At 69.6% G+C, this 15,819-nt stretch carries 17 protein-coding genes; 9 read left to right on the forward strand and 8 right to left on the reverse strand.

The genetic code is table 11. The annotated features are described in order from the left end of the window. The 3 genes from ABB34_RS13720 to ABB34_RS13730 form a co-directional block, all read right to left on the reverse strand. Positions 1–572 (reverse strand): hypothetical protein (locus ABB34_RS13720; RefSeq protein ID WP_057641940.1); only part of this gene is annotated, 572 nt, incomplete at its 3' end. A gap of 81 nt (positions 573–653) precedes the next feature. Further along, positions 654–1,118 carry a hypothetical protein gene (locus ABB34_RS13725; RefSeq protein ID WP_245625458.1) on the reverse strand — a complete coding sequence of 155 codons (465 nt, stop codon included), beginning with the start codon at positions 1,116–1,118 and terminating at the stop codon, positions 654–656. Between the two features lie 107 nt (positions 1,119–1,225). Continuing rightward, the gene (locus ABB34_RS13730; RefSeq protein ID WP_245625459.1) at positions 1,226–2,326 is read right to left on the reverse strand and encodes an alpha/beta hydrolase; all 1,101 of its coding nucleotides are present in this window, start codon (positions 2,324–2,326) and stop codon (positions 1,226–1,228) included. A gap of 361 nt (positions 2,327–2,687) precedes the next feature. On the opposite strand from ABB34_RS13730, the gene ABB34_RS15740 reads away from it, so the two are divergent. Next, positions 2,688–3,674: a hypothetical protein gene (locus ABB34_RS15740; RefSeq protein ID WP_057641943.1), complete on the forward strand. Its 987-nt coding sequence runs from the start codon at positions 2,688–2,690 to the stop codon at positions 3,672–3,674. Positions 3,675–3,839: 165 nt separating this feature from the next. On the opposite strand, the gene ABB34_RS13740 is transcribed toward ABB34_RS15740, so the two are convergent. The 3 genes from ABB34_RS13740 to ABB34_RS13750 form a co-directional block, all read right to left on the reverse strand. Next, positions 3,840–4,607: a TSCPD domain-containing protein gene (locus ABB34_RS13740; RefSeq protein ID WP_057641944.1), complete on the reverse strand. Its 768-nt coding sequence runs from the start codon at positions 4,605–4,607 to the stop codon at positions 3,840–3,842. A gap of 81 nt (positions 4,608–4,688) precedes the next feature. Further along, positions 4,689–5,330 (reverse strand): hypothetical protein, encoded by a 642-nt coding sequence (locus ABB34_RS13745; protein ID WP_057641945.1) that lies wholly within the window; start codon positions 5,328–5,330, stop codon positions 4,689–4,691. A gap of 189 nt (positions 5,331–5,519) precedes the next feature. Further along, positions 5,520–7,673, reverse strand: a complete 2,154-nt coding sequence (locus ABB34_RS13750; RefSeq protein ID WP_057641946.1) for an adenosylcobalamin-dependent ribonucleoside-diphosphate reductase — start codon at positions 7,671–7,673, stop codon at positions 5,520–5,522. A 414-nt stretch (positions 7,674–8,087) separates the two neighbouring features. Between ABB34_RS13750 and ABB34_RS13755 the strand changes: the two genes are divergently transcribed. From ABB34_RS13755 to ABB34_RS13790, 8 genes are all read left to right on the forward strand, one after another. Further along, entirely contained in the window at positions 8,088–9,512 is a 1,425-nt protein-coding gene (locus tag ABB34_RS13755; protein WP_057641947.1) for a Do family serine endopeptidase, read from the forward strand. A gap of 88 nt (positions 9,513–9,600) precedes the next feature. Beyond that, positions 9,601–9,960: a hypothetical protein gene (locus ABB34_RS13760; protein WP_057641948.1), complete on the forward strand. Its 360-nt coding sequence runs from the start codon at positions 9,601–9,603 to the stop codon at positions 9,958–9,960. 7 nt (positions 9,961–9,967) lie between these two features. Beyond that, positions 9,968–10,450, forward strand: a complete 483-nt coding sequence (locus ABB34_RS13765) for a phage holin family protein (protein ID WP_057641949.1) — start codon at positions 9,968–9,970, stop codon at positions 10,448–10,450. Then, positions 10,447–10,866 carry a hypothetical protein gene (locus ABB34_RS13770; RefSeq protein ID WP_057641950.1) on the forward strand — a complete coding sequence of 140 codons (420 nt, stop codon included), beginning with the start codon at positions 10,447–10,449 and terminating at the stop codon, positions 10,864–10,866. The genes ABB34_RS13765 and ABB34_RS13770 overlap by 4 nt, the downstream gene beginning before the upstream one ends. A 45-nt stretch (positions 10,867–10,911) precedes the next feature. Then, entirely contained in the window at positions 10,912–12,015 is a 1,104-nt protein-coding gene (locus tag ABB34_RS13775) for an AI-2E family transporter (protein WP_057641951.1), read from the forward strand. A 38-nt stretch (positions 12,016–12,053) separates the two neighbouring features. Beyond that, positions 12,054–12,764, forward strand: coding sequence for an HAD family hydrolase (locus ABB34_RS13780; RefSeq protein ID WP_057641952.1), 711 nt, complete (start codon positions 12,054–12,056; stop codon positions 12,762–12,764). Between the two features lie 30 nt (positions 12,765–12,794). After that, entirely contained in the window at positions 12,795–14,165 is a 1,371-nt protein-coding gene (locus ABB34_RS13785) for a leucyl aminopeptidase family protein (RefSeq protein WP_057641953.1), read from the forward strand. Between the two features lie 6 nt (positions 14,166–14,171). Beyond that, the gene (locus ABB34_RS13790) at positions 14,172–14,501 is read left to right on the forward strand and encodes a TfoX/Sxy family protein (RefSeq protein ID WP_057641954.1); all 330 of its coding nucleotides are present in this window, start codon (positions 14,172–14,174) and stop codon (positions 14,499–14,501) included. 46 nt (positions 14,502–14,547) lie between these two features. Here the strand turns inward: ABB34_RS13790 and ABB34_RS13795 are convergent, their stop codons facing one another. Further along, the gene (locus tag ABB34_RS13795) at positions 14,548–14,976 is read right to left on the reverse strand and encodes a hypothetical protein (RefSeq protein WP_057641955.1); all 429 of its coding nucleotides are present in this window, start codon (positions 14,974–14,976) and stop codon (positions 14,548–14,550) included. 154 nt (positions 14,977–15,130) lie between these two features. After that, on the reverse strand, positions 15,131–15,819 hold a 689-nt coding region (locus ABB34_RS13800), incomplete at its 5' end, for an anti-sigma factor family protein (protein WP_057641956.1).

Genomic DNA, 15,819 nt, shown 5'->3' on the forward strand with positions numbered 1-15,819 from the left:
CCGCCGCCCTTGCCGCCCCCGCCGGCCTCGTCCTTGCGGCCCTTGCCGGCCGCCCCCGACGCCGGTCGCGTCGGCCCCTGCGGCGGGATCGGCAGGTCGCGCGGGATCGGCGCCAGGTCCAGCGCGTGGCGGATGAAATCGCGCAGCGACACCACCAGCGCGTCGGTATGCACCGGGCGCCCCTGCGCCAGCTCGGCGGCCGCCTGCGCCGCCAGCTGCACCTGTTCGTCGGTACCGAGCAGCAGGATGTCCGACAACGCCGCCTCCACCGCGTCGCGGATGCGCCGCGCCCGCTCCGAGCCGGCATCGCCCTGTGCCTCGCCCTGCGCGCGCAGCTCGCGCAGGTGCTTCGGGTTCACGCCGAGGTCGCCGGTGAACGAACCGCCCAGCGTCTTGTAGGCGGCGATCAGCGTGCGCAGGCGCTCGTTGATCTGCCGGTTCTCGCGCTCGCGCCGCTGTTGCAGGGTCTGCATCACCACCAGGCGGATACCCACGCCGATCAGGGTGACGATCGCCAACCCCAGCAGGGTGGTGAGCACGGCCTGCCACGAACTGAAATCAAGACCACGCATGCAGGTGCCCCACGGGCGGCGACGATGCCGCCAATCTGGGGTGCCGGCGGCCGGCATGCAAGCCGCGCCACCGGCAAGGCTTCAATCCGCCACCCAGGTACCGCCACCCTGTGCGCAGCTGGCCGGCAGATCGGCCAGGTCGTCGGCCGAGCGCTCGTAGTAGTAGCCATCGAAGCTCTTGCCGAAAATTCCCCTGCAACTGCCCTGCGACGGCGACGGGCAACCCTGCATGTAGGTGATCTCGCCGGCCTTGCCGCCCATCTGCGCCGACACCTGCGCCAGTCCCTCGCATGCGCGTTGCAGCTCCGCCTCGGTGGAACCGCCGGCCAGCTGCACGCAGTCGCGCGAGCGGATGACCTGCCCGAGCAGGTGGAATTCGCCGGCGATCATGCAGGCGCGCGGCGCGGTGGCCGGCGCATGCACCACCGCCGTATCCGGCACCGGTTCGGCAACCTCCGCAGGCGTTTCCGGAGCGGCCGGCGGTGCCGCGGTTGCCGGTGGTTCGCTCGGGGCGCTGCATGCCGCCAACACCACTGCCGTGGCCATTCCCAACATCCATCCATAGTGTCTTGGCGGTGCCATGCGACTTCCCTTGTTGTCGAAACCACGCCGATCATAATCCAGCCCGGCCGCGGCAAGTCGCACCGCCGCGATCACCTGTCGCCCGCCTCCCCCTCCACGGCCAGCGGCCGCACATGCTCCAGCAGGCTGACCAGGGTCTTGCCCGGTTCCTCCCACGGCATCATGTGCGCGGAGTGCTCGAACCAGACGCCCTGCTTGTACGGCGCGCGCACCTGCGCCAGCCAGGCGGCGGTCGGCGCCGAGGGCGTGGTGTAGTCGTGGCGGCCCATGAACATCACCACCGGCACGGGAAATTCCTTCACGCCGCTGTAGTCCACCTGCAGGAACTCGTCCAGCAACCGCCCCAGCGTGAACACGCTGCCGGCGTCGATCGCGCAGCGCGCGGCGTCGTCGTAGTCCGGCGACAGCCGCGGCCCGCGGAAGAAATAGTCGGACTCGCTGCGGTAGGCGCTGAGCCCGCCGTAGTGCTGCGGCCACTTGCGGGCGATGACGATGCGCTCGCGGGTGATCGGCCGGTCGCCGGGATACGGCGCGATGGATTCCATCTCGCGCACCGCCTCGGCGTTGCCGTGCTCGCGCGCGGTGCGCAGGCCGTAATCGAAACTGACCTGCTCGTTGGTGCGCACGTCGATCACCTGGCCGATGCCGACGTAGGCGTGGAACAGGTCCGGTCGCTGCAACGCCGCCTGCATCGCCACCACCGTGCCCCAGCTGTGGCCGACCAGCACCAGCTTGCGCTTGTGGTAACGCTGGCGCAGCTGGTCGGCCAGCTCGATGGCATCGTCCACGTAGCGCTGGATGTGCAGCGTGCCGGCCACTTCCGCCTGCGGGTTGAGCAGCAGCGTCTTCCCGGCGCCGCGCTGGTCGTAATTGACCACGGTGAAGTATTCCTCCAGCGGCCGCTGGAACTGCCACAGCGTGGGAATCACCGGCGAGGCCGGCCCGCCGTGGACGAACAGCAGCAGCGGGTTGCCGCGGTCCTGTCCGCGCACGTTCACCCACTGCTCGATGCCGCCGACCTTCGCCGCGTACGCCTCCTGCACGCCGTCGGGCGAGACGATATGCCCGAGGTCGGCGATGATTTCGCGCGCCGGGGCATAGCCGGAACGGTCAGGGCACGTGTCCTGCGCTTCCGCTGCCAGCGGCAGCGCCAACAAAAAGGCAGCCAGCACGCGCCATCCGGATCCATTCGTCGTCATGGCAACCTCACCTGCATTGCATCACCTCGATTGCCTGACAGCCTCCATCGACGCGGCAAACGGATCAAGCAGGTCCAAAGTCATTCCCTCTTTCGTCGCACGGGAATCCCCGGGAAGGGAACCGTGCGAAAAATCGATTCCAATCCCCGTCTTCCATGCAGCACGTGGCCCCGGCGGACCGGCATGCGGCTCGACACCCTCTTGTGACCGCCCGTTGCAAGGACCGCTGGCACCGGCCTGATCCGCGCCACTTCCCATGACCTTCGTCCGTGGACGGGCGCATCGGGGTTTGCCACGATCGGGCATCCAACAAAGACAGAGGATGTGCCTTCGCATGAAGCTGCCGTCACGCTGTACCACTGTCGCCGCCGCCATGCTTCTCACCATTGCTCCCACCAGCGTCGTCGTCGCGGCCCGGAGCGGCGAATCGCGGGAAGCGCCTGCGCGCACGCGGCTACCGACCCGATTCGAGCACCAGCGCATCTTCGTCGCACCCCGGTCCGCCGATGGCACCACCGTGCTTTTTTACACCGACAGTGGCGGCGGCTTGAACATGATCCGCGAAGACGCCGCCCTGCGGCTGGGCCTGGCTGCCGGTGCCGACGTAGTGGAACAAGGGCACCCCCCGATCAGGACCGTGCAGTGGCCCACGTTCGCCGGCGACGCCGACCTTCCCGCCGCCGAACACGACAGGTTCCTGGAGGGCCGGCTGGCGGTTGTGCCGGAGGAAGGCTTTGGCGAAGGTCCCATGCTAGACGAGGGATTTCTTGGCAGTCGCTGGTTCGCCGGACGGGTATGGGAATTCGACTATCCCTCCAGATCGCTCAGCATCCTAGAAGGTTGGCAGGCGCCCGCCAACGCCCGCAGCACGCCACTGACCATGCTGCCGAACCACGACATGTACTGGCCACGCGTCCAGGTCGAGATCGATGGCGAGCAGCTCGACCTGTTGTTCGACACCGGTGCCGAACTGCGGCTGGGTCCGGATGGCGCAAGAGCGCTGGGCAGGAGGGAAGGCGCCCGCGTGGCGGGCAGCTTCATCACCGCCCGCCAATACCGCAAGTGGCGCGATGCGCACCCGGATTGGCCGGTGGCGCTGAAAGGCGATGGCGCCATGCCGATGATCCAGGTGCCGAACGTACGTATTGCCGGCGCGGATGCGGGACCGGCATGGTTTGCCATGCGCCCGGACAGGAGCTTCACCGAATACATGTCGTCGATGACCGACGCCCCGGTCGAGGGTGCCATCGGCGGCTCGGCGTTTTCACGCCTGCGCATGGTGGCCGACTATCCCGCGCAGACACTCTACGTGCTGCCCTGAGCTGGGTATCCTGGCGAAGGACATCTGGGCCCTTCCCGCTTCCACCGTCCGCAGCAGCGCCAACCATCACGACGCGCCCGGAAGGACGAAACTCTCCGCAACGGAAATGGGCCAGGGCTGTTCAAGCACCTGGCCCCGCGCTTTCACAGACAGGCAGTCAGCCCATCACCCGCACTTGCTGTACCCGCAATTCAAGCAGGTCTGGCACCCATCCAGGATCACCAGCGCCTTGGTGCTGCACTTGTGGCACATGCTGGCGCTGGGCGGGAAGCTGGTGCCTTCGCCGGTGACCTCCACGTCCTCCTCGCGCTTGGCGGGGGCGGCGGCTACGGCGTCACCGTTTTTTTTTGAACGGTCCTCGAACTGCTTGCGCTTCTCGGCGATCAGCGCGCGCTGGTGGGCGCTCATCTCCGGGTCGTGCAGCAGGCCGATGGACTTCATGTGGTCCTCGACGATGGAGCCCAGTTCGGCCACCAGCGACGGCATGTAGACGCCGCCGGCCTTGAAGTAGCCGCCCTTGGGGTCGAACACGGCCTTCATCTCGTCGACGATGAAGGTGACGTCGCCACCCTTGCGGAACACCGCGGACATGATGCGGGTCAGCGCCACGATCCACTGGAAGTGCTCCATCGACTTGGAGTTGATGAAGATCTCGAACGGGCGGCGCAGCTCGTGCTCGGTGCCGGCGTTGAGCACGATGTCGTTGATGGTCACGTAGAAGGCGTGCTCCACCAGCGGCGACTTGATCTTGTAGGTGCTGCCGACCAGCACGTCCGGGCGCTCGATGCGCTCGTGCATGTGCACGATGTTGCTTTCCGCCGCGGCATCCGGGGCGGCCGCCACGACCGGGGCCTTGGCCGCCGCTTCCTTGCCCTTCCCGTCCGCGGTGATGACGGAATAACCCTTGATTTTCTTGTCGATCTTGACGGCCATGTTGCGTGTCCTGGTCATGCGTTGCGATGCGGGTTGCAGCGTCCCCGCCCTGCCGGGCGGGGGACGCGATGCGGCGTGTTGTTACTTGCGGACGGCTTTCTTCACCGCTTTCTTCGTGGTGGCGGCCTTCCGGGTGGCGGTCTTCTTCGCCGCGGTGGCCTTCTTCGCCACTTTTTTCTCGACCTTCTTCACCGCCTTCCTGGCAACGGCGGCTTTCTTGGTGACCTTCTTCGCGGCCTTCTTCACCGTTTTCTTCGCCGCGGTGGCCTTCTTGGCAACGGCCTTGGCGACTTTCTTTTCGGCGGCCTTCACCGTCTTCTTCGCCGAGGCCACCTTCCTGGCGGCCTTCTTTTCGGCACCGGCCACGGCCTTCTTCGCGGCGGCGCGCTTGCCGGCGCCCTTCTTCTTCAGACCGGCGGCTTCGGCCTTGGCGCTGGCCTTGGCCGCCTCCAGCTTCTGGCGCACCGAGGACACCTGCTTCTTGACCGCCTTCCTGGCGGTGGCAGCCTTTTTCGCGACGACCTTCTCGGCCTTCTTCACCGCCTTCTTCACCTTGCCGGCCTGTTTTTTCGCGCTGGCGCCGGCCTTCTTCGCACCGGTCCTGACCGCCGCGACGGCCTGGCTGGCGCCGGCGGCGAGCGACTCGCCCAGGTCGACGGCGGTTTCCTTCACGTTCTCGGCAACCTGGGAGACGGTCGCCGCCACACCATTACCATTGCTCATAAAGCCCTCCGGGGGCATCGGTTCGTGACGTTGGCGATGCTGTTGCGAAGCGGATCAAGCGTGGAACGCGGAGCATGAACGCGCCGTGGTGGCGCCACGGCGCCCATCGCCCGCCTTGCCGGCGGAGCGATGGGGAAGGTGCTTTAGGGGGTGCCGGGAACCTTCATCAAAACTTGCCGTGAGCCTTCCTCAGAACTTGCCGTAATACCCCTCTTTAAGCGCATCGAACAGGTTCGCGGCGGTGTGCATCTCGCCGTCGTACTCGATCTGCTCGTTGCCCTTGACCTCGACGACGTTGCCGTCCTCCAGCTCGAAGCGATAGGTGGTGTTCTCCAGGTCCTGCTCCTTGACCAGCACGCCCTGGAAGGCGGCCGGGTTGAAGCGGAACGTGGTGCAGCCCTTCAGGCCCTGCTGGTGGGCGTAGCGGTAGATGTCCTTGAAGTCCTCGTACGGGTAGTCGGTCGGTACGTTGGCGGTCTTGGAGATAGAGCTGTCCACCCACTTCTGCGCGGCGGCCTGCACGTCCACGTGCTCCTTCGGCGAGATGTCGTCGGCGGCGATGAAGTAGTCCGGCAGCTGCGCGCCGGGTTCTTCCGCGAACGGCATCGCCTTCGGGTTCACCAGCTCGCGGTAGGCCAGCAGCTCGAAGGAGAACACGTCCACCTTCTCCTTGCTCTTCTTGCCCTCGCGGATCACGTTGCGGCTGTAATGGTGGGCGAAGCTGGGCTCGATGCCGTTGGAGGCGTTGTTGGCCAGCGACAGGCTGATGGTGCCGGTCGGCGCGATCGAGCTGTGGTGGGTGAAGCGCGAGCCGGTCTCGACCAGTTCGTCCACCAGTTCCGGCGCCACCGTGGCGATGCGCTGCATGTAGCGGCTGTAGCGCGCATGCAGCACCTTGCCCTGGATCTTCTGGCCCACCTTCCAGCCGTCGGCGCGCATTTCCGGGCGCTGGCGCAGCATCGCGGCGGTGACCTCGAAGGCTTCCTCCATGATCGGCGCCGGGCCCTTCTCGCGCGCCAGCTCCAGCCCGGTTTCCCAGCCGGCGATGGCCATGTCGCGGGCGATGGCCTCGGTGAACTCGCACGATTCGGCCGAGCCGTACTTCATGCGCAGCATGGTCAGGGTGCTGCCCAGGCCGAGGAAGCCCATGCCGTGGCGGCGCTTGCGCATGATCTCGTTGCGCTGCTGCTCCAGCGGCAGGCCGTTGACCTCGACCACGTTGTCGAGCATGCGGGTGAACACGCGCACCACTTCCTTGTACTCGTCCCAGTCGAAGCTGGCCTTGTCGGTGAACGGGTCGCGCACGAACTTGGTCAGGTTCACCGAACCCAGCAGGCAGGCCCCGTACGGCGGCAGCGGCTGCTCGCCGCAGGGGTTGGTGGCACGGATGTTCTCGCACCACCAGTTGTTGTTCATCTCGTTGACGCGGTCGATCAGGATGAAGCCCGGCTCGGCGTAGTCATACGTCGAGACCATGATCATGTCCCACAGGTGACGGGCGCGGATGTGCCCGTACACCCGGCAGGCCACCAGGCCGTCGTCGCGGACGATGTAGTTCTCGTGGGTCGGCCATTCGCGCCACACCACTTCCTCGCCGCTGGCCGGGTCCAATTCGGCCTGTTCCTTGACGTTGATCGGGAACACCAGCGGCCAGTCGGCGTCGTCGTTGACCGCGTCCATGAAGCCGTCGGTGATCAGCAGCGACAGGTTGAACTGGCGCAGGCGGCCGTCCTCGCGCTTGGCGCGGATGAAGTCCTTCACGTCCGGGTGCGACACGTCGAAGGTGCCCATCTGCGCGCCGCGGCGGCCACCGGCCGAGGACACGGTGAAGCACATCTTGTCGTAGATATCCATGAACGACATCGGCCCGGAGGTGTAGGCGCCGGCGCCGGCGACGAATGCGCCGCGCGGGCGCAGCGTCGAGAACTCGTAGCCGATGCCGCAGCCGGCCTTCAGGGTCAGGCCGGCCTCGTGCACCTTCTCCAGGATGCCGTCCATCGAATCGGTGATGGTGCCCGACACGGTGCAGTTGATGGTGCTGGTGGCCGGCTTGTGTTCCTGCGCGCCGGCGTTGGAGGTGATGCGGCCGGCCGGGATCGCGCCGCGGCGCAGCGCCCAGACGAAGCGCTCGTACCAGTAGGCGCGCTTGTCGTCGCTGCCCTCGGCGTCGGCCAGGGCGCGCGCCACGCGCTGGTAGGTGCCGTCGATGTCGGCATCCAGCGCTTCGCCGGCCTTGGTCTTGAGGCGGTACTTCTTGTCCCAGATGTCCTGCGAGGCAGGCTGCATCGGTACCAGATCCGAACGGGTGTGATTGCCGACCACTTCCAGACGCACCGTACTCATGATGATGGGAACTCTCCTTGTGCACCTTGCGGTGCGGTTGCCGTGGCCCGGCGCGGCAGGGTCCTGCGGAACGGCGATGGCGCGAAACCGCGCGGCGCTCCGCAGCGTGCGAGGTGGCATCGCAGCTCTTGCACGAGCTGGCCCGCGCTCCTGGCCGGAACCCTACCACTTGGGGGCATTCTTCACACCAACCCAACATCTTGTGGCTGATGACCGGGCCAAGCTTACCCACGGCCCAAGTGATGTCAAACGAAAAATCTGCCCTGCGCCCCTTGCAATCGGCGCAGGGCTTGGCCGCCCTGCGTTTGCGCCGGCGCGACCGGTTTCATTGTCGATTTAGCCGGCTGCGGCCACACTCGCGTTCAGCAATCCACCCCGGCGCGCCCCGCGCCATGCATTGGAACCACCGGACTCATGCGACCGTTCCCGACCCTGCTCACCCTGGCACTGGCCGCCGCCTTCGGCGGCTTCACCGCCACCGCCATCGACGCCCACCTGGACAACCGCGCCGAAGCCGCCAGCGCCGCCCTGCTGCCGGCCACCAGCGCATTGCCGGCCAGCGTGGCCGGGCAGCCGGTGGCCTCTCTGGCGCCGATGCTGGAGCGGGCGATGCCGGCGGTGGTCAGCGTCAACACCAAGCAGGTGGTGCGGGTGCGCAACCCGTTCTTCGACGACCCGTTCTTCCGCCGCCTGTTCCCGCAGGTGCCGCAGGAGCGGATCAACGAATCGCTGGGCTCGGGCGTGATCATCGACGCGGCCAAGGGCTACGTGCTGACCAACCACCACGTCATCGAGGACGCCGACGACGTGCAGGTGACGCTGGCCGACGGGCGCACGGTGAAGGCCGAGTTCCTCGGCTCGGACCGCGACACCGACATCGCGCTGATCCGCATCCCCGCCGACAAGCTCACCGCGCTGCCGCTGGGCGACAGCGACCAGCTGCGCGTGGGCGATTTCGTGGTCGCCATCGGCAACCCGTTCGGCTTCAGCCAGACGGTGACCAGCGGCATCGTCTCGGCGGTGGGCCGCAGCGGCATCCGCGGACTGGGCTACCAGAACTTCATCCAGACCGACGCCTCGATCAACCCCGGCAACTCCGGCGGCGCGCTGGTCAACCTCAGCGGCCAGCTGGTCGGCATCAACACCGCCAGCTTCAACCCGCAGGGCAGCATGGCCGGCAACATCGGCCTGGGCCTGGCCATTCCCTCCAACCTCGCCCGCGACGTGGTCGAGCAGCTGATCACCACCGGCGTGGTGGTGCGCGGCACGCTGGGCATCGAGACCCAGAACCTGAGCGCGCAGATCGCGCGCGGGCTGGGCCTGGACGAAGTGCGCGGCGCGCTGGTCACCCGCGTGCTGGCCGGCTCCGGCGCGGCCGCGGCCGGGCTCAAGGCCGGCGACGTCATCACCGCGATCAACGGCCAGCGCGTGGACAGCGCGCAGGCGCTGCATAATTACGAGGGCCTGCAGCCGGTGGGGCGCACCGTCGAACTGGAAGTGCGCCGCGACGGCAAGCCGCTGCAGTTGGAAGCCACGCTCAAGGAACAGCCGCGCGCGATCGCCGGCGACACGCTCGACCCGCGCCTGGCCGGCGCCACCTTCGTCGACCTGCCCGAGTCGGCGCGCCAGTCCGGGCTGAGCGGCGTGCAGGTCAGCGAAGTGGCGCGCGGCAGCCGCGCCGCGCAATCGGGCCTGGCCGGCGGCGACATCGTGCTGGCCGCGACCAGCGGCGAGTTCGTCGACCTGGCCAGCTGGCGCGCCAGCTTCAGCCCGCGCCCGCCGCAGCTGGTGCTGCGCATCCTGCGAGGCAACACCCAGGGCCAGCTGCCGATGCGCTGACTGCGGCCCGGCCGTAACGAATCCTGCACCCGTTTGCTGCTATTGCTGTCATCCACACGGCGCCCCTGCCGCAACCCAGGAGACCAAGATGAGCCCCACCAACACCGAGAACATGAAAGAACACCTGGGCGAAGCCGGCGGGCACCTGAAATCCGCCGCCAACGCCGCAGGCTCAGCGGTCAAGGGCGCCGCCGGCGCCGCCGGCGACGAACTGCGCCTGGGCAAGGCGCAGATGAAGGCCGAGCTGTCCGACAGCGCGCTGGCCGGGCTGGCCGCCGCCGAGCTCTCCGGCGCCGCGGCGAAGGAGCAGATGGACGCGCTGATGGACAAGGGCAAGGACCTGGTCGACAGCGCCGCCGACCTGATCCGCGAGCGCCCGCTGGCCTCGTTCGGCGTGGCCTTCGCCGCCGGCTGGATCATCGCCAAGCTCGCCCGCAGCAACGACTGACCCGGGCGTGAGCGACAACGCCCCGCCACCGGAAACCGAGCCGGCGCCGGACCCCGCGCCCGGCCTGGAAGAGAGCATCCGCCAAGTCGGCGACGCCGGCCGCGAGACGCTGCAGTCGGCGCGGCAGACGCTGCGCTCGCTGCGGCGGCTGGCCTCGGCCGATTTCGCCCTGGCGCGCAGCGCCTTCGGCCGCGCGCTGGCGTGGAGCGGGGTGGCGATCGTGTTCGGCGCCTCGGCATGGCTGCTGCTGGCTGCGACGATGATCGCCTTCCTGCACTACGTCGGGCTGTCGTGGTTCGTGTCGCTGCTGCTGACCTCGGTGGCCAGCCTGGCCGTCACCGGCTGGGCGATCTGGCGGGTGTCGTACTTCTTCCACCACACCGGCATGCACGCCACGCGGCGGCAGCTGTCGCGGCTGGGGCTGTTCGACGAGCCGGCCGAGGACGATCCCGATGCCGACGTGAAGCTCCCGGGGGACGGCACGCCATGAATTTCGATGCCCTGCAGCGCCGCGTGCGCCGCGCCGAGGCCGTGGTGCAGGTGCGCATGGACGACACCACCGGGCACTGGAACACGCTCGATGCGAGCTGGCGCCGCAGTTGGACGCCCGGGCGCATCGTCATCGCCGGGCTCGCCGGTGGTTTCCTGGCCGGCAAGCTGGAACCCGGCGGTGCCTTCAGCGGCGCGCGCTGGTTGCAGATGATCGGCTCGGTGTCCGGGCTGGTGGCCTCGGCGCAGGCGTCGATCACCGCCCTGCACGAAGCCGGGCTGGCGGCCGCGGCGGGGCTGGCCGCCGGGGATGCCGCCGCGGACGACGAAGGCCCGGCACCGTCAGCCGCGCCGGAGCCGGTTTCCGGCGATCCGCCGCAGGCGGCCGCGGCCGCCACCGAACTGTCAGAATCCTGATCCGCGCGGCCGCCGGCCGCATCCTTTCCGTTCCGGAGTGCCGCCATGCCCGCACTGCCGTCCGACCTGCCTCCGCCTCCACCCGCTCCCGAACCGGCCACGCCGGCGCCGCGCCCGCGCGCGTCCACGGCCCTGCTGGTGCTGGCCACGCTGGCAGTGGGCTACACCCTGTGGGCCGCGCAGGACGTGGTCCTGCCGGTGCTGCTGGCGATGTTCTTCGCGCTGGTCGGCAACCCGATCATCCGCCTGCTGCAGAAGCTGCGCCTGCCGCGCTTCCTCGCCGCGCTGCTGGTGGTGCTGGGCGGGCTGGCCGCGACCGGCGCGCTGGCGGTGCAGCTGGCCGGCCCGGCCACCGAATGGGTGCAGCAGGCACCGCAGCAGATGCGGCAGGTGTCGCGCCAGGTGCAGGCCTTCGTCAAGCCGATGCAGCAGGCCAACCAGGCCGCCGAGAGCTTCGCCCGTGCCGCCGGCGGCGAAGGCAACCGCAAGGTGGAGGTGATCCGCACCCAGCTCGACGACCCCTACAAGGCGCTGGTACGCACCCCGCGGCTGGCCGCCTCGGCTCTGGCGGTGGTGCTGCTGACGCTGTTCTTCATGATCTACGGCGAGAACCTGCAACGGCAGGTGATCGCGCTGCTGCCCAACCGCCAGCAGAAGCGCTTCACCACCGACATCCTGCGCGCGATGGAACGCGAGATATCGCGCTACGTGCTGGCCATCACCATCATCAACGCGCTGGTCGGGCTGGCGCTGGCCGGCGTGCTGGTGCTGCTGGGCATCGCCGTGCCCGAGGCCCTGCTGTGGGGCACGGTGGCGATGCTGCTGAACTTCGCGCCCTACGTCGGCCCCCTGGTCGGGATCATGCTGATGCTGCTGGTGGGCATGACCCAGTTCCGCGAACCGCTGGCGGTGGCGCTGCCGGCGCTGGCCTACCTGGCACTGCACACGCTGGAAGGGCAGCTGGTCACGCCGATCGTGCTGGGCCGGCGCATGGCGATCTCGCCATTGATGCTGGTGCTGGCGCTGATGTTGTTCGGCTGGCTGTGGGGCATCGTCGGGCTGCTGCTGGCGGTGCCGCTGCTGGTCTGCGCGAAACTGGTGCTGGCGCGGCTGGACGGCATGCAGGGCTGGGCGCGATTGCTGGAATAGGCAAGGTTTCGCCGGCGCCGCTGCCGTAAAATGGCTGGGTGAACTTCCCAGTCCTAGCCATCACCCTCGACCTGGACGACACGCTCTGGCCGTTCGCGCCCATCGGTGCCCGCCTCGACCAGGTACTGCACGACTGGATGCGCGCGCACAGCCCGGCCACCGCCGCGATGTACCCGGTGGAGGCCATGCGCGAGCTGCGCGTGCGCACCTGGGCCGACAACCCCCAGTTGCACCACGACCTGAGCGAACTGCGCCGGCTGTCCCTGCGCGAGGCGCTGGAGCGCAGCGGTGCCAGCCTGGACCTGCTGGAACCGGCGTTCGATGCGTTCTACGCCGCGCGCAACCAGGTGGAGTTCTACCCCGACGCCCTGGCCGCGCTGCGTCGCATCGCCGCGCGGGTGCCGGTGGCCGCGCTCAGCAACGGCAACGCCGACCTGGCCCGCATCGGCATCGGCGAACTGTTCGCCTTCCAGCTGGGCGCGCGCGAACACGGCGCCGCCAAGCCCGATCCCGGCATCTTCCACGCCGCCTGCGCGCGGCTAGGCGTGGCCCATGCGCAGGTGATGCACGTGGGCGACCATGCCGAGATGGACGTGGCCGGGGCAATCCGCGCCGGCCTGCGCGGCTGCTGGATCAACCGCGAATCCCACCCCTGGACCCACACCGGGCTGCAACCGGACCTGCAGTTCGACACCCTCACCGGGCTGGCCGACTGGCTCGACGCCAACGCCACCGTGCACCCGCACTGATCCCCGCCCGGCTGCACCACGAGAAACGACATGACCATCCTCAACGGCTTCACCACCGACTCCACCCACGCGCTGCCGCTGCACGTGCTCGACCGCGACGGCTTCGCCGCATGGAACGCACGGCAACCGGCCGGCGTGCAGGCGTGGCTGCAGCACCAGCAGTTCACCGCGGCGGCGGGCACCGCGGTGCTGCTGCCGGGCGACGACGGCGTCGCCGGCGCCGTGCTGGGCGTGGGCGACCGCGCCGACGCCTATGCCTATGCGCATGCACCGTTCGCGCTGCCGGCCGGCAGCCGCTGGCAACTGGCCAGCGAACTGGCCGACGCCGACGTCGCCAACCTGCAACTGGGCTGGGGCCTGGGCAGCTACCGCTTCAGCCGTTACCGCAAGCCGGCGCGGCTGCCGGCGCAGCTGGTCGCCACCCCGGCGGCAGAGGTGCGCGACGTGCTCGCCGCCTGCCTGCGCGTGCGCGACTGGGTCAACACGCCCACCGAGGACATGGGCCCGCAGCAGCTGGAGGACGCCGCGCGCGAACTGGCGCAGGCGCACGGCGCCGAGCTGGAGGCCATCGTCGGCGACGAACTGCTGGAGCAGAACTTCCCCACCATCCACGCCGTCGGCCGCGCCTCGCACCGCGCGCCGCGGCTGATCGTGCTGCGCTGGGGCCAGCCCGACGCACCGCACCTGGCGCTGGTCGGCAAGGGCGTGTGCTTCGATACCGGCGGGCTGGACGTCAAACCCGCCGATGGCATGCGCAACATGAAGAAGGACATGGGCGGCGCCGCGCATGCGCTGGCGCTGGCCGGGCTGGTGATGGCGCAGCAGTTGCCGGTGCGGCTGACACTGGTGGTGCCGGCGGTGGAAAACTCCATCGGCCCGGAAGCCTTCCGCCCCGGCGAGGTCATCACCACCCGCAAGGGCATCACCGTGGAGATCGACAACACCGACGCCGAGGGCCGCCTGATCCTGTGCGACGCGCTGGCCTACGCCTGCGAGGACAAGCCGGACACCCTGCTCGACTTCGCCACCCTCACCGGCGCGGCGCGCATCGCCCTCGGCCCGGACCTGCCGGCGCTGTTCGCCAACGACGACACGCTGGCCCGGCAGTGGCTGGACGCCGGCGACGCCACCCGCGACCCGGTGTGGCGCATGCCGCTGTGGCGGCCGTACCTGCGCTACCTGCACAGCGGCATCGCCGACCTGGCCAACGCCGGCTCGCGCATGGCCGGCAGCGTCACCGCCGCGCTGTACCTGGAGCGCTTCGTCGACGAAGGCCAGAAGTGGGCGCACCTGGACGTGTACGCATGGAACGACGGCGACCGCCCCGGCCGCCCGGCCGGCGGCGAAGCGCTGGCGCTGCGCTCGGCCTGGGCAATGCTCAAAGCGCGCTACGGCGGCTGAACCGGCATGGCCACCGGCCGCGATTTCGTCGAATACGTCGCCGAGCAGCTCGCGCTCGGCGCGCGGCTCACCCACCGCAGGATGTTCGGCGAATACGCCTTCTACGTGGACGGCAAGGTGGTCGCCTTCGCCTGCGACAACAGCCTGTTCGTCAAGCCCTCCGCGGCGGTCGCCGAACTGGCGCCGCTGCTGCCGCAACGGCCGCCCTACCCCGTAGCGAAGGACCACCCGGTGGCCGACGAACTGCTGGACGACGCCGACGCCCTGCGCGCGCTGATCCTGCGCACCGCCGAGCTGATGCCGCCGCCGAAGCCGGCCAGGTCGTCGCGCCGGTGACTCTCCCCTGCACGCGCAGTGCGCGGGAGGAACAAAGCCGAGCTCGTCAGCGCAACCAGCCGCACGCCGCGGCCCGGCGCGCGAACAACCACAGCAGCAGGCAGGCCCCCACCAGCAGCAGCGGGAACATCGTGCCGGCCATGCCGGTCAGCGCCCACACCGGCGTGGTCGCGTAGGCCGACGCCATCTGCACGGCCACGCCCAGCAGCGACAGCAGCAGCAACGGCACCGCCCAGCGCCGCCGCAGCAGCAGGCCGAGCGAACCCAGCACGCCGCCGACCACCGCAATGCCGAAGAACACGTAGACCCAGCCGGGCATCGCCGCATGGATCTGCTGCTGGTCCGGCGGCAAGGCCGCCACCGCCTGCGGGGGCAGCGTGACCTGCACCCAGAACATCGCCAGGCCGATCAGGTTCCACAGCAGGGCGAAAACGGCGATCGCCCAGTACAGCACGGGACGTGCGGTGGCGTTCATGGCAGGCAACCTCGGGCGCTTCGGAAGTTGGCCGCAGTCTAGGGCGAAGCGCGCCCGGTTGCCTGCGGGGCGACAACCGGGCGTGCAGCCGCCCGATGCGCCGCCCGGTCCAAACCGACACCGGGAATATCCCGCCCGTTCCCGCTTTTCGTCCTCAGCCCGCTCCGCGCAGCAGCGGCGCCAGCCGACGCATGCTGGCCTGCGTCGCCGGGCCGACCAGGGCGAAGGAAGCGGCCCCCTCGGACCAGTACTGCGCCAGCAGGCGCCCGTCGCGGCGTTCGCCCTGGCCGATGCGCGCGTTGCGCGGGCGCAGGTACAGGCCGATGCGCGCACCATCGGCGTCCTGGTAGACCAGCATCGCCGCCGCGCCTTCCGGCGTGGACAGCAGGCGCCCGCCGCGCAGGTCGAAGCCCTGCGAGCGCAGGTCCGGCACCTCGCCAGCCGCGCCGAAATGGGTGCGCAGCCAGCCCTGCAGGGCGGCGCGGCCACCGCCATCGAATTCCAGCGGCGCCGCGTCGGCGGCGAACAGGCGGTAGGCGGCCACCGCGTCGGCCATCGGCGGGCGCTCGTGCGCCAGTTGCACCTCGCGCAGCTGCCAGCCCAGCGTGCCACCCAACCCCAGCGCCAGCACGCAGGCGGCGGCCATGCCCAGGCGCGCGCGGCGGCGGCGGCCGAGCCGGTGGCGCGCGCGTTGCAGCGCCGCCACGTCCGGCGGCGCGGCCTCGATGCCGGCCCATGCCGCACGCAATGCCTCGGCATCGTGCTTCCAGCCGGCCACGCGCGCGGCCTGTTCGGGGTGCGCCTGCAGCCAGGCTTCCAGCTCGGCCGCGCGCGCCGCGTCCA

It is taken from the genome of Stenotrophomonas daejeonensis (assembly GCF_001431505.1).
GTDB classification, from domain to species: Bacteria; Pseudomonadota; Gammaproteobacteria; order Xanthomonadales; family Xanthomonadaceae; genus Stenotrophomonas; species Stenotrophomonas daejeonensis.

Bases quoted from the DNA above. Each gene is read 5' to 3' on its own strand.
- ABB34_RS13725 (WP_245625458.1), bottom strand. From the start codon at position 1,118: ATGGCCACGGCAGTGGTGTTGGCGGCATGCAGCGCCCCGAGCGAACCA.
- ABB34_RS15740 (WP_057641943.1), top strand. From the start codon at position 2,688: ATGAAGCTGCCGTCACGCTGTACCACTGTCGCCGCCGCCATGCTTCTC.
- ABB34_RS13740 (WP_057641944.1), bottom strand. From the start codon at position 4,607: ATGGCCGTCAAGATCGACAAGAAAATCAAGGGTTATTCCGTCATCACC.
- ABB34_RS13745 (WP_057641945.1), bottom strand. From the start codon at position 5,330: ATGAGCAATGGTAATGGTGTGGCGGCGACCGTCTCCCAGGTTGCCGAG.
- ABB34_RS13750 (WP_057641946.1), bottom strand. From the start codon at position 7,673: ATGAGTACGGTGCGTCTGGAAGTGGTCGGCAATCACACCCGTTCGGAT.
- ABB34_RS13755 (WP_057641947.1), top strand. From the start codon at position 8,088: ATGCGACCGTTCCCGACCCTGCTCACCCTGGCACTGGCCGCCGCCTTC.
- ABB34_RS13760 (WP_057641948.1), top strand. From the start codon at position 9,601: ATGAGCCCCACCAACACCGAGAACATGAAAGAACACCTGGGCGAAGCC.
- ABB34_RS13770 (WP_057641950.1), top strand. From the start codon at position 10,447: ATGAATTTCGATGCCCTGCAGCGCCGCGTGCGCCGCGCCGAGGCCGTG.
- ABB34_RS13775 (WP_057641951.1), top strand. From the start codon at position 10,912: ATGCCCGCACTGCCGTCCGACCTGCCTCCGCCTCCACCCGCTCCCGAA.
- ABB34_RS13785 (WP_057641953.1), top strand. From the start codon at position 12,795: ATGACCATCCTCAACGGCTTCACCACCGACTCCACCCACGCGCTGCCG.
- ABB34_RS13790 (WP_057641954.1), top strand. From the start codon at position 14,172: ATGGCCACCGGCCGCGATTTCGTCGAATACGTCGCCGAGCAGCTCGCG.
- ABB34_RS13795 (WP_057641955.1), bottom strand. From the start codon at position 14,976: ATGAACGCCACCGCACGTCCCGTGCTGTACTGGGCGATCGCCGTTTTC.